Raw genomic sequence first — 12,668 nt, 5'->3', positions numbered from 1 at the left:
TGCCCAGAGTGCACGACACGCCGTGTGCACTCGGTGCACACGGCGTGTCGTGCGTTCTGAGCGGGAGGCTCAGAACCCCCGGTCGAGGCGGTGCCACACCTGCTGCACCTTGAGCTCCTGCCGGAACTCGCGGATCGTGGTGTGCTCGTCGATCACCACGAACTCGGTCCCGGCCATCGTCGCGAAGCGCTCCACGACGTCGAGCCCGACCGCGTTCGTCATGACGGTGTGGTGGGCGGCACCCGCGGCGAGCCAGGCCTCGGCGGCGACGGGGAACGACGGCCGGGGCTCCCAGACGGCGCGGCCGACGGGCAGGTGCGGCAGCGGCGCGTCGGGCTCGACGACGTCGACGACGTTGGCCGTCAGGCGGAAGCCGTCGCGGACGTCGGACATCGCGACGACGACGGCCTCACCCGGGTCGGCCGTGAACACGAGGCGCACGGGGTCGTCCTTGCCGCCGATGCCGAGCGGGTGGATCTCGAGCGTCGGGCGTGCGGCCGTCAACGTCGGCGAGACCTCGAGCATGTGCGCGCCGAGGATCTTCTCGCGACCCGGCGTGAGCTCGTACGTGTAGTCCTCCATGAGCGAGGCGCCGCCGGGGAGCCCGGCCCCTGCGACGTTCATCGCGCGGACGAGCACGGCGGTCTTCCAGTCGCCCTCGGCACCGAACCCGTAGCCGTCGGCCATGAGCCGCTGCACCGCGAGGCCCGGCAGCTGCTTGAGCGCGCCGAGGTCCTCGAAGTTCGTCGTGAACGCACCGAACCCACCGGCCTCGAGGAACGAGCGGAGCCCGAGCTCGATGGCGGCACCGTCACGGAGGGACTGGTGGCGCTCGCCACCGCGACGGAGCTCGGCGACGACCTCGTACTCCTCCTCGTACGAGGCCACGAGGGCGTCGACGTCGGTGTCGTCGACGTCGGCGACCGCGTCGGCGAGCTCGTTGACGGCCCAGGTGTTCACCTGGACGCCGAGCGCGATCTCGGCCTCGGTCTTGTCACCCTCGGTGACGGCGACGTACCGCATGTTGTCACCGAAGCGCGCGAGCTTGAGCGACCGGACAGCGGCCCAGGCGGCGGCCGCACGGGCCCAGGCCGAGACCTCGGCCACGACGCGCGGATCCGACACGTGGCCGATCGTCGTGGCGTGCGCGACCCCCATGCGGGCCAGCGCGTAGCCGAACTCGCGGTCGCCGTGCGCGGCCTGGTTGAGGTTCATGAAGTCGAAGTCGATCTCGCCCCAGGGCAGCTCGACGTTCGCCTGTGTGTGCAGGTGCAGCAACGGCTTCGTGAGCGCACCGAGCCCGCCGATCCACATCTTCGCCGGGCTGAACGTGTGCATCCACGTCGTGACCCCGATGACGCGGTCGTCCGCGCTCGCCTCGATGAGGGCGCGGCGGATCGAGTCCGGGTCGGTGAGCACCGGCTTCCACACGAGCTCGACGGGCACCTGCGCCGCGAGCTGCGCGTGCACCGCCTGCGACTGCTCCGCGACCTGGCGGAGGGTCTCCTCGCCGTAGAGCCCCTGGCTCCCCGTCAGGAACCAGATCTGGTATCCGTCGAGTCCGCTGTCGATCTGCGTCATTGCATCGCTCCCTTGGGTTCCTGTCCGTAGACGTTCTGGTACCGGTCGAACAACCGGTCGATGTCGGCGGGGTCGATCGGCAGCGGGTCGCCGAGCTGCCGGCTGATGTGCACGGTGCGGGCGACGTCCTCGGCCATGACGGCCGCCTTGACCGCGTCGCGGCCGTCCTTGCCGATGGTGAACACCCCGTGGTTCTGCATGAGCACGGCGCGCGAGCGGTGCCCCTCGAGCGTCGCGACGATGCCGCGGCCGATCGAGTCGTCACCGATGATCGCGAACGGACCGATCGGGATGGGCCCGCCGAACTCGTCCGCCATCGCGGTGATGACGCACGGGATCTCCTCGCCCCGCGCGGCCCACGCGGTGGCGTAGGTCGAGTGGGTGTGCACGACGCCGCCGACGCTCGGCATCTGGCGGTACACGTAGGCGTGCGCGGCGGTGTCGCTCGACGGACCGTGCTCGTTGCCCCAACCGTCGGCGGGCACGCCGTCGAGGGTGCAGACGATCTGGTTCTCGGGACGGAGCTCGTCGTACGTCAGGCCGGACGGCTTGATGACGAACAGGTCGGCGCCGGGCACGCGCTCCGACACGTTGCCGCCCGTCCAGACGACGAGTCCGTTCCGGGTCAGCTCGCTGTGCAGGGCGGCGACCTTCTCGCGGGTCGCCTGCACGGCGGCACGGACGTCGTCGGACACGGCGTCGCCGGACACGGGGGTGTCCTCGGTCATGGGGTTGCTCCTTCGTTCGGGGTGTCGCCGATCGCGACGGCGTCGCCGGCGGCGTCGCCGTCACTCGTGCCGGCCGGTGTGGCCGCGACCGCGACCGGCTGCAGGGCCAGGCCGGCCCGGTACCGCTCGAGGAACGTGGCGAAGCCCGCGACGTCCTCGGCCGCCGGCTGCACGACGTCGACCGTGTCGCCATCGAAGACCTCGGTGGCCAGGTACTCGGCCAGGGACCGCTCGTCGGCGGCCTCGAGGTACGCGGCCAGGACCGCCATGCCCCACGGACCGCCCTCACCGGCGGTCGCCCCGACGGCGATCGGCACCCGCAACGCGGCGGCCAGCAACTGCTGGGCCGGCCCGCGCGTCCGGAACAGGCCCCCGTGGGCGAGCAGCTGGTCGACCGCGACTCCCTCGCCCGCCAGGACGTCCATGCCGATACGGAGGGTCGCGAACGCCGCGTCCACCTCGGCCCGGATGAGGTTGCCGAGCGTGAACCGACCCGCGGGACTGCGGACGAGGAGCGGTCGCCCCTCCTCGACGCCCGTCACCGGCTCGCCGGACAGGTAGTTCGAGGACAGCAGGCCACCGGCGTCGGGGTCCGCGTCCAGGGCCTCCGCGAGCAGCGCCGCGTACACCCGGTCCGGCTCGACCGGCGACCCGGTGACCTCGGCGAAGCGGCCGAACACCCGCGCCCAGGCGGCGAGCTCGCTCGCGCCGTTGTTGCAGTGCACCATCGCGACGGCGTCACCGGACGGCGTCGTCACGACGTCGAGCTCGTGGTGCGCGGCGGTGAGGGGTTCCTCGAGCACGACCATGGCGAAGATGCTCGTGCCGACGCTCACGTTCCCGGTGCGCGGCGCGACCGCGTTCGTGGCCACCATGCCGGTACCCGCGTCCCCCTCGGGCGGGCAGAGCGGGATGCCGTCCTGCAGCGAGCCGGTCGGGTCCAGCAGTCGTGCGCCGTCCGCGGTCAGGTGCCCCGCCTCTCGTCCGGCGGGGAGCACCTCGGGGAGCACGGCCGCGAGGTCGAGGTGCGCGGCCCGCCGTCCGACGCGCTCCTGGACCGTGGCGAGCATGCCGGCGTCGTAGGTGCCGGTGGCGGGGTCGATCGGGAACACGCCCGACGCGTCCCCCACGCCGAGCACCCGACGCCCCGTGAGCTTCCAGTGCACGTACCCGGCGAGCGTCGTCAGCGACGCGATGTCGGCGACGTGCGGTTCGTCGTCGAGGACCGCCTGGTACAGGTGGGCGACGGACCAACGGAGCGGGATGTTGAACTGGAGCGCCTCGGTCAGGTCGGCTGACGCCGCGCCGGTCGAGGTGTTGCGCCAGGTCCGGAACGGGACGAGCAGTTCGTCGTCCGCGTCGAACGCCAGGTAGCCGTGCATCATCGCGGACACGCCGATGGCCCGGAAGCGCGTGGGGCGCACCCCGAACCGGTCCTGGACGTCGGACACGAGGTCCGCGTAGCAGGCCTGGAGGCCCGACCAGACGGCGTCGAGCGGGTACGTCCACCGGCCGTCGACGAACTCGTTCTCCCACTCGTGGCTGCCCGATGCGATCGGCAGCAGGTCGGCGCCGACGAGGGTCGCCTTGATGCGGGTGGAGCCGAGCTCGATCCCGAGGGTCGCGCGACCCTCGCTGACGTCGTCGGCGTGGCGCTGGCGCGCCTGGTCGTCATCGGGCATGGGCGACTCCTTCGTCATGGTGTGATCGTGCCATGTGAGCGCTCACTTCGGCAAGGCCGGGAGGCACGGATCGGGTGGGTGGGCCGGTCAGGACCGGGGGTGCGGGCTACGTCGACGTGCGCACGACGAGCTCCGGCTCGACCGTCCGGTCGGTCACGGCACCACCGGTGAGCACGACGAGGACGGCCTCGAGCACGCGTTCGCCGAGCGATGCGAAGTCCTGCCGCACGGTGGTGAGCGGCGGGGTGAAGTGCGCCGCCTCGGGGATGTCGTCGAAGCCGACGAGGGCGACGTCCTCGGGCACGCGGACACCCCGGTCGGCGAACGCGTGGAGCACGCCGAGCGCCATCTGATCGTTCCCGCAGAACACGGCGTCGACCGTGTCCCGGTCGAGCGCGAGCCCGGCGTCGTACCCGCTCTCGGGCGTCCAGTCACCCGCCAGCACGAGCGGTTCGAACCCGGCCTCGCGGACGAGTCGCTCGTACGTGTCGCGGCGGACCACGGCCTCCTGCGAGACCTCCGGGCCTGTGAGGTGCGCGATCCGGCGCCGCCCCCGGTCGAGCAGGTGCCGCACGGCGAGTTCCGCGCCGGCAGCCTGGTCGATCGCGACCGCCGTCCACCCCGCGACCTGGCCGGCGCGACCGTTCGCGATGACGACGGGGACCGGCGGGGCCACCGGGAGCGCGGCGAGGGCGTCGGTCGCGGTGGAGTCCGCGGCGACGAGGACGATCGCGACGACGTCCTGCGCCAGGAGGGTCTCGACGGCGTCGCGCATCGACTCCGGTTCCGCCCGGTCGAGCGTCGCGGTGAGCACGTGGTACCCGGCACGACGGGCCGCCTGGTTGAACGCGAGCGCGGTGCTCGTGGGACCGTGCAGGGCCCCGCCCGTGGACACGACACCGAGGGCGCGGCTCGTCCGGCTCGCGAGGGCCCGGGCGGCGGCACGGGGTCGGTACCCGAGCTCGGCGATCGCCGCGGTCACGCGCTCGCGCAACGGCGCCCGCACCGTCGCGTCGCCGTTGATGACGCGGGACACCGTCTGGTGGGAGACCCCGGCGCGCTCGGCGACGTCGAAGATCGTCGGCGAGCGCGTCACGCTCCGCTCCGGGGTTGCTGTCACGTCTGCACCGTACCGTTCCGGCATCGGCGACCGAGCCCTGGCCGGCTGCGGGACCGACCCGCACCCCGCCAGGTCGGCTCAGCCGATGGTCACCGCCGTCCACGACGTCGCCGGCAGCTCGATCGTGAGCGTGCCGTCCTCGAACGTCGCGGTGTCGTTCGTCCGCAGGCCGACGCGCTCGGTGTCCTCGAGCGTGTTCTTGGCGTAGACGTCGTCGTCCCAGATGCCCTGGGCGCTGACCGAGCCGGTCGCACTCGCGCCGAGCCGGCCGAGGTCGAGCGTGACGGTCGTCGCCGCGTCGGTGCTCCGGTTGATGAGGAACACCGACGTGCGCTCACCGTCGGTCGTCGCAGCGGCGTCCACCACGGGGACGGCACCGTAGACCGGGGTGTCGATCGTGTCGCCGTCGATCGCGACCTTGAGCGCCTGGCCCTGGGCGAGCTGCGACGTGAGCGAGAACGGGAAGAACGTCGTCTGCCGCCAGGCCGGGCCGTTCGGCTCGGTCATGATCGGGGCGATGACGTTGACGAGCTGCGCGAGGCTGGCCGAGGCGACCCGGTCGGCGTGGTTGAGCAGCGTGATCATGAGGCCGCCGAAGGCGACCGCGTCGGCGACCGAGTAGATGTCCTCGAGCTGCCGCGGGGCGATCGGCCACTCGTCGATCGTGTACGTCTTCTGCTGCGCCTCCCAGTCGGTGATGTACCAGACGTTCCACTCGTCGAACGAGATCTCGATCGTCTTGTCCGACTTCCGGGCGGCCTTGACGTGGTCCGCGGTCTCGACGACCGAGCGGATGAACTGGTCCATGTCGATGCCGGACGAGAGGAAGCTGACGAGGTCGCCGTCCTTCTCCTCGTAGTAGGCGTGGCAGGAGATGTAGTCGACGTCGTCGTAGGTCTGCTCGAGGACCTCGCGCTCCCAGGCGCCGAACGTGGGCATGCCACGGCCCGAGGACCCGCACGCGACGAGGTCGATGTCGGGGTCGATCTGGCGCATCGCCTTGGCGGTGCGCGAAGCGAGCTTGCCGTAGTCGACGGCGTTGCGGTGGCCGAGCTGCCACGGGCCGTCCATCTCGTTGCCGAGGCACCACATGCGGACGTCGAAGGGCCGTTCCCGCCCGTTCGCCTTGCGCTCCTCGGAGCGCGTGGTGCCACCGGGGACGTTCGTGTACTCGAGGAGCTCGATGGCCTCCTTCGTGCCGCGCGTGCCGAGGTTCACCGCGAGCATGAGGTCGCTGCCGACCTGGTCGAGCCAGTGCGAGAACTCGTGCAGCCCGACCTGGTTCGTCTCGGTGGCGTGCCACGCGAGGTCGAGGCGGCGGGGACGCTGGTCGACCGGGCCGACGCCGTCCTCCCAGTTGTAGCCCGACACGAAGTTGCCGCCGGGGTACCGGATCGTCGTGACCCCGAGCTCCTTGACGAGCTCGATGACGTCCTGCCGGAAGCCCTGCTCGTCGGCGGTGGGGTGGTTCGGCTCGTGGATGCCGTCGTAGACGTGGCGGCCGAGGTGCTCGACGAACCCGCCGAACAGACGGCGCCGGACCGGGCCGATGGTGAACGCAGGGTCGAGGGAGAGGTGGACGCGCGGCATTGCGGTGTTCCTTCGTTCGCGGTTACAACGTTGTAGTGGCTCCGAGTGTACGGCGGAAGCCCGAGTGACACAACGCGATCCGCGCCGTGCCGCGGGATGCCGTCGCGTCCGCTGGGCAGCACCGCGTCCGGTGACTCGGGGCGGTCAGTCCTCGGCCGTCACGTGCAGCAGCACCACGCGCTCCGGGTACATCAGGGGCGCTTGCAGCCCCGCCGACGCGAGCGCGCTGCCCGGGAGGACCGTCCCGCGGAACCGACGGACCGTCCCGTCGCCGACGCTGGTCCCCGTGGCACCCGCGGCACCCGTGGCACCCGTGGCACCCGTGGCACCCGTGGGCGTTGCACCGCCTCCGTCCGTTCGAACCGCGTCATCGCGGGGTTCGTCAGGAAGGACGCGGTTCGAGGCGGATGCCGTGGCGGGATCGGCAGCAGCGACGACCGGCCCCCACCACGATGCGGGCTGCACCCCCGCCTCGGGGTCGCCGACGAGCACGGGAGTGATCCGGTAGCGCGTCGCCGGGTCGAGGCCGGGCAACGTCAGGCGACCCCGCGGTGACACGTCCGACCGCCCGATCGTGGCGAGGAAGAACAGGGCCTCCCGCCGCGCGGGGTCGACCACGCCGTACACGTTGAGCGTCGGGTCCACCTGGTCGACCCGCACGAGCTCCCCACGGTGCATGAGGTCCCGGTACCGCTTGTACAGGTCGATCCACGCGCCGAGGTCCCGGAGCTCGAGCTCCGTCGCCCGCGCCAGGTCCCACTCGATCCCGAAGTGGCCGAACAGGGCGGTCCCGGCGCGGAACGACAGCTCGTGCCACCGCCCCGTCGTGTGGTTCACGCCCGAGGCCACGTGCGACCCGAGCAGTTCCGGCGGCAGGAGCTGCATCGTCCACCGGTTCATCCGCTGGCGCTCGAGGGGGTCGATGCAGTCGGAGACCCAGACCCGGTCCGTGTGTTCGATGACGCCGAGGTCGACCCGCCCGCCCCCGGACGAGCACGACTCGATCTCGAGCCCCGGGAACCGCTCCTTCAGCGTGGCCATGAGCCGGTACGCCGCCCGGGTCTGCTCGTGCACCGCCGGTTCACCGCCCGGCCACCGCCCCGCGTCGACGAGGTCCCGGTTGTGGTCCCACTTGACGTACGCGATCGCGTACTCCTCGAGCACGGCCGTCATCTGCCCCAGCACGTGCTCGTACGCCTCGGGGATCGCCAGGTCGAGCACCTGCTGGTTCCGTGACCGGACCGGGAGGCGCGCCCCCGTCTGCATGAGCCACTCCGGATGCGCGCGGGCCACGTCGCTGTCCTCGTTCACCATCTCGGGCTCGAACCACAGGCCGAACTCCATGCCGAGCTCCCGCACGCGGTCCACGAGCGGGTGCAGCCCGTCCGGCCAGACGTCCTCGTCGACCACCCAGTCGCCCAGCCCGCGGGTGTCGTCCCGGCGGCCCCGGAACCACCCGTCGTCGAGCACGTACCGCTCCACCCCGAGCCCGGCAGCACGCTCCGCCAGGTCCGTCAGCCGTCCCAGGTCGTGGTCGAAGTACACGGCCTCCCACACGTTGATCGTCACCGGGCGGTCCCGCCGCGGGTGTCGGGGGCGCGAGCGCAGGAACCGGTGGAACCGCCGCGCCTGGTCGTCGAGACCGACCCCGTACGCGCCGAACACCCACGGCGTGCGGTAGGACACGCCGGGGCCGAGCCGGACCTCGCCCGGCAGCAGGAGCTCCCCACCGCCGAGCACCTGCTCGCCGCTGAACACGCGCTCCGCCGCGTGCCGGTGGTTCCCGCTCCACGCGGTGTGCACGCCCCAGACCTCACCGCCGGCGAACCCGAACCCGGGCGTCCCGACGCTCAACACCGTCGCCGCGTCGGCACCGGTTCGGCCCTTGCGGCCCTGCCGCTCGTGGATGCCCGTCACGAGTTCGGTCCGCTGCGGTGTCCGCTCCGCGCCCCACCGTCCGCCGAAGTCGAGGACCTCGCGCGCTCGCGACGGCACGGGCAGCGCGAGCGTGACGTCGTCGAGCGTGTACTCCTCCGCACCCGTGTTCTCGACCTCGGCTCGCAGCCGCACGAGGCCGCTCTCGAGCAGTTCGACGACGACCACGAGCCCGAGCCCGGCCACCTCGTCCGCCGCGGTCACGGTGACGGTGCCGGCCCCGACCTCCCGGAAGTCGGCCAGCGCGCCCTCGTGCCCCCGGGCCTCCAGGCGGACCGCCGTCGTGCGGAACCGCGGCGACCAGTCCCGGCCGCTCCGATGGCCGCTGATCCCGGGCCTCCCGGTCCATCCCGTCCACCCCTCGGGCAGCACGGCGACGCGCACCGGCTCGTCGACGGCGTTCCCGCCGACCGGTGGGACGTCCGCCTCGGACAGCGCCGCGACGTCGTCCGCGGTCAGCGACCCGAGCGCGGCTCCCCAGTGGACGACCGCGGGCAGGAGGCCGGACGACGCGTCGAGCACGAGGCTCACCCCGCCGCTGCTCAGGTGGACCACCGCGTCCGGCACGGAGGATGCGGTGGCCTGATCGGGGACCGGGAGGTGCGTCATCGGGACTCCTGACTCGTCGCCCTGCCAGCATCCCGGCTCCGGCCGTGCGCACACAACACGACCCGCGGCGGTACGCCCTCGTGCACACAACACGACCCGCGGCGGTACGCCCTCGTGCACACGCACCGGACGCCCGGGAGCGCCTCCCGTAGTGTTCCCACCGTGTACGAGGACGCCCGCCACTGGTTCCTGCGCGCCGGCGAGCGGGGCAACACGGCCACCGCGGTGCATGCCGACCACGACGGCGAACCGGCGTGGTCGGAGGGCAACCTCGTCGTGCCGATCGTGCACGGCGCGCCGTACTTCGCCCGGCTGCACGAGGAACTCACCGCGCTGGAGCCCGGCGACCGGGTCTGGTTCACGGACTGGCGCGGCGACGCGGACGAGCGCCTGCTCCCCGACGGGCCGACGATCGGGGAACTCCTCGCGGACCTGGCCCGAGGCGGTGTCGAGGTCCGCGGCCTGGTCTGGCGATCGCACGGCGAACGGATCTCCTCGCCGATCAGCGGCAGGTCGAACGAGCTGCTGGGGCGCGAGGTCAACGACGCCGGCGGCGAGGTGCTCCTCGACCAGCGCGTGCGGGTGTTCGGCTCGCACCACCAGAAGTTCTTCGTCATCCGGCACCGCGACGACCCGGCGCGCGACGTCGCGTTCGTCGGCGGGATCGACCTCTGCCACAGCCGGCGGGACGACGCCGACCACGCCGGTGACCCGCAGGCGCTCTCGATGGACCCCCGCTACGGCGACCGACCGCCGTGGCACGACGCCGCCCTCGAACTCCACGGACCGGTCGTGGCCGACGTCCTCGCCGTGTTCGCCGAGCGGTGGGACGATCCGCACCCGCTCGACCACCGGGACCCCTACCGGATGCTCCTGCAGCGCCTCGCACGGATGCCGCGGCACCCCGAGCCGCTGCCGGAGACCGCACCCCCGCCGCCGCCCGCCGGCACGCACGCGGTCCAGCTCCTCCGCACCTACGGAGTGAAGCGCCCGGCGTTCCCGTTCGCCCCCGCCGGCGAGCGGAGCGTCGCCCGGGCGTACACGAAGGCGTTCGAGCGGGCGCGGCGACTCATCTACATCGAGGACCAGTACCTGTGGTCCACCGAGGTCGCCACCGGCATCGCGGACGCGCTCGAGCGGAACCCGGACCTGCACGTCATCGTCGTCGTGCCGCGCTACCCCGACTCCGACGGTCCCCTCGCCGGACCACCGAGCCGCATCGGGCAGCTCCGAGCCGTGCGGGCCCTGCAGCGCACCGCCCCGGACCGGGTGGGGGTGTTCGACCTCGAGAACACCGCCGGAACCCCGATCTACATCCACGCCAAGATCTGCATCGTCGACGACACCTGGATGACGTGCGGGTCGGACAACTTCAACCGCCGATCCTGGACCAGTGACAGCGAGCTCACCTGCGCCGTGGTCGACGGAGCGGCGCGGCCAGACGACGGCCCGGACTCCTCCTTGCCGCGTGACCTGCGCCTCCAGCTGTGGGCGGAGCACCTGGGGACGACGCCCGACGACCCCCGGCTCCAGGACCTGACCGGCGGACTCGCGCTGTGGAAGGCCACCGCTCGTGCCCTCGACCACTGGCACGAGGACGGCGAGCCCGGACCGCGGCCGGTCGGACACGTCCGGCAGCACACGCCCGAGCCGATCTCGGCGGTCCAGCGGCTCTGGGCCGGAGCGGTCGCGCGGCTGGCGGTGGACCCGGACGGGCGGCCGCGGCGGCTGCGGGGCACCACGCGGTTCTGACCGGTCAGGCTCCCGCACCGTCCCCGCCGCCGGCCACCGCCCCTCCGCCTGCCACCGCCTCTTCGTCCCCCTCCCCCTCGGCCCCCTCCGCCTGCTTCCGACGGCACCGCTGTCGAACGACACCGGCGATGACGCTTCTCGCGCCGCGCGTCGGGTGTCCGAGCAGGCGACGACTCCCCCGCTGTCGAACGACACACGTGCAGTCGGAAGGAGGCGGGAGCCACGGACGAGCCGGTCCGTCCCGTGGCCGTGGTTGTATGACCGGATGCGCCTCCACGTCGACGAGCGCGGCAGCGGACCGGACACCGCCGTGTTGCTGCACGGGATGATGGGCTCCTCTGAGAGCTGGTGGCGTGTCGTGCCGTTGCTCACCGATCGGGGGTACCGCGTGCTCACGATCGATCTGCCGGGCCACGGGCTGTCGGAGCGGGACCCGCACCTGACCGTCGAGCGTGCCGCAGCGGCCGTCGTGCACGCCGTTCGCGCGACCTCGCAGCGTCCTCCGGCGCTCGCGATCGGCCACTCCTTCGGCGGTCTGGTCCTGGCTGCCGCTGTGCAGGAGCTCCGCCCCGACTGGACCGTGTACGTGGAGGCCCCGTTCAGCAGCCGCGGCGGCTGGGACCGCGCCACGGTCGAGCTGGAGTACGAACGTGACCGACGTGAGCGGACCGTCCAGGGGCTCCGCGCCTCCCGGCCGTACTACGGCGACGAGGACTGCGTCGTCGAGGCGCGCGCTGCGGAACGGTTCGACCCGGCAACGGCGGCATCCGTCGCGGCTGCGGCCGGCGGCACCTGGATGCCCGAGCGCGGGTCGATCGTCGTGCGGGCGGAGCCGAGCGACGTCGTCGACGACGAGCTCGTGGAGCTGCTCACCGCCAGCGGTGTCGCCGTCCGCGGCGTCCCGGGAGCAGCGCACGCGCTGTGGTACAGCCACTTCGACGGGTTCGTCGGGGCACTACCCGAGGTGTTCGGGCCCGCCTGATCGCGTGCCGCATCACCACCCCCGGCACCACCCCGGGGTGGTGCCCCAGCCGCGCGGGGATCGCGAGGCTTGCCGCATGACGATCACTGACTGGCTCATCGACGGCACCCTGCTCGGACTCGTGGTGCTACAACTCCGCGGACGACGGCTCGGCATCGTGCAGCTCCTCCTGCCGATCGCACTCGTCGCCGTGGCCGTGCTCCACTACGGGCACGCACTCCCGACGACCGCGAACGGGGTCCTCCTCGTCCTCCTCGGACCGGCGGTGGGTGTGACGCTCGGGATCGGCGCCGCGGCACTGACGCGCGTCTGGCGGAAGGACGGTCACCCGTTCGCCCGGGCCACACCGGCGGCAGCCGCCCTCTGGGTGCTCGGCATGGGGTTCCGCCTGGCGTTCCAACTCTGGGCGAACTCGGCTGCCGGGCAGCTGCACCTCGCCACCTTCAGCGTCGAGCACCGGATCGAGGAATCGGCGTGGGTGGACGCGCTCCTGCTGATGGCCGTCGGTGAGGTGCTCGGGCGGACGGTCGTGCTCTTCGTGCGGGGCCGCATCGTCGGAGCTCGGCGTCGGCCCCAGATGATCGGGGTGTGACTCGTGCGGTGGCAGCGACCCTGCCCTCACAGGCGACATCGGAGCGGTCGCGCCTCGGCGATCCGGACGCCGTGTGCCATCAGCACGACACCGACCG

9 protein-coding genes are annotated in these 12,668 nt (G+C 72.6%); 3 read left to right on the top strand and 6 right to left on the bottom strand.

Annotated elements, in window-relative coordinates:
- Positions 1 to 69: 69 nt before the first annotated feature.
- The 6 genes from araA to DEI88_RS01155 form a co-directional block, all read right to left on the bottom strand.
- Complete coding sequence (gene araA / locus DEI88_RS01180; RefSeq protein ID WP_111049939.1) at positions 70 to 1,581, bottom strand: L-arabinose isomerase; 1,512 nt, start codon at positions 1,579 to 1,581, stop codon at positions 70 to 72.
- The gene (locus DEI88_RS01175; RefSeq protein ID WP_111012084.1) at positions 1,578 to 2,309 is read right to left on the bottom strand and encodes an L-ribulose-5-phosphate 4-epimerase; all 732 of its coding nucleotides are present in this window, start codon (positions 2,307 to 2,309) and stop codon (positions 1,578 to 1,580) included. Before DEI88_RS01175 ends, araA begins: the two co-directional genes overlap by 4 nt.
- The gene (locus DEI88_RS01170; RefSeq protein WP_111072210.1) at positions 2,306 to 3,991 is read right to left on the bottom strand and encodes a xylulokinase; all 1,686 of its coding nucleotides are present in this window, start codon (positions 3,989 to 3,991) and stop codon (positions 2,306 to 2,308) included. Before DEI88_RS01170 ends, DEI88_RS01175 begins: the two co-directional genes overlap by 4 nt.
- A 106-nt stretch (positions 3,992 to 4,097) precedes the next feature.
- Positions 4,098 to 5,111, bottom strand: a complete 1,014-nt coding sequence (locus DEI88_RS01165; protein ID WP_258375087.1) for a LacI family DNA-binding transcriptional regulator — start codon at positions 5,109 to 5,111, stop codon at positions 4,098 to 4,100.
- 78 nt (positions 5,112 to 5,189) lie between these two features.
- Positions 5,190 to 6,701 carry an arabinosylfuranosidase ArfA gene (arfA, locus tag DEI88_RS01160; protein WP_111012083.1) on the bottom strand — a complete coding sequence of 504 codons (1,512 nt, stop codon included), beginning with the start codon at positions 6,699 to 6,701 and terminating at the stop codon, positions 5,190 to 5,192.
- 144 nt (positions 6,702 to 6,845) lie between these two features.
- Positions 6,846 to 9,245: an alpha-galactosidase gene (locus DEI88_RS01155; RefSeq protein ID WP_111072164.1), complete on the bottom strand. Its 2,400-nt coding sequence runs from the start codon at positions 9,243 to 9,245 to the stop codon at positions 6,846 to 6,848.
- A 162-nt stretch (positions 9,246 to 9,407) separates the two neighbouring features.
- Here DEI88_RS01155 and DEI88_RS01150 point away from each other — a divergent pair, with 162 nt between their 5' ends.
- The 3 genes from DEI88_RS01150 (at position 9,408) to DEI88_RS01140 (ending at position 12,571) form a co-directional block, all read left to right on the top strand.
- Positions 9,408 to 10,997, top strand: a complete 1,590-nt coding sequence (locus DEI88_RS01150) for a phospholipase D family protein (protein WP_111027500.1) — start codon at positions 9,408 to 9,410, stop codon at positions 10,995 to 10,997.
- 265 nt (positions 10,998 to 11,262) lie between these two features.
- On the top strand, positions 11,263 to 11,979 hold the full coding sequence (locus tag DEI88_RS01145; protein WP_111012080.1) for an alpha/beta hydrolase: 717 nt from the start codon (positions 11,263 to 11,265) through the stop codon (positions 11,977 to 11,979).
- 76 nt (positions 11,980 to 12,055) lie between these two features.
- Positions 12,056 to 12,571 carry a hypothetical protein gene (locus DEI88_RS01140; protein ID WP_111035652.1) on the top strand — a complete coding sequence of 172 codons (516 nt, stop codon included), beginning with the start codon at positions 12,056 to 12,058 and terminating at the stop codon, positions 12,569 to 12,571.
- The last annotated feature ends 97 nt before the right edge of the window (positions 12,572 to 12,668 follow it).

The organism is Curtobacterium sp. MCBD17_003 (genome assembly GCF_003234885.2).
Classification (GTDB): Bacteria; Actinomycetota; Actinomycetes; order Actinomycetales; family Microbacteriaceae; genus Curtobacterium.
The sequence above is the reverse complement of the archived record's forward strand: the minus strand, read 5'-3'. Positions and strand labels throughout refer to the sequence as shown.

Bases quoted from the DNA above. Each gene is read 5' to 3' on its own strand.
- araA (WP_111049939.1), bottom strand. From the start codon at position 1,581: ATGACGCAGATCGACAGCGGACTCGACGGATACCAGATCTGGTTCCTG.
- DEI88_RS01175 (WP_111012084.1), bottom strand. From the start codon at position 2,309: ATGACCGAGGACACCCCCGTGTCCGGCGACGCCGTGTCCGACGACGTC.
- DEI88_RS01170 (WP_111072210.1), bottom strand. From the start codon at position 3,991: ATGCCCGATGACGACCAGGCGCGCCAGCGCCACGCCGACGACGTCAGC.
- arfA (WP_111012083.1), bottom strand. From the start codon at position 6,701: ATGCCGCGCGTCCACCTCTCCCTCGACCCTGCGTTCACCATCGGCCCG.
- DEI88_RS01155 (WP_111072164.1), bottom strand. From the start codon at position 9,245: ATGACGCACCTCCCGGTCCCCGATCAGGCCACCGCATCCTCCGTGCCG.
- DEI88_RS01145 (WP_111012080.1), top strand. From the start codon at position 11,263: ATGCGCCTCCACGTCGACGAGCGCGGCAGCGGACCGGACACCGCCGTG.
- DEI88_RS01140 (WP_111035652.1), top strand. From the start codon at position 12,056: ATGACGATCACTGACTGGCTCATCGACGGCACCCTGCTCGGACTCGTG.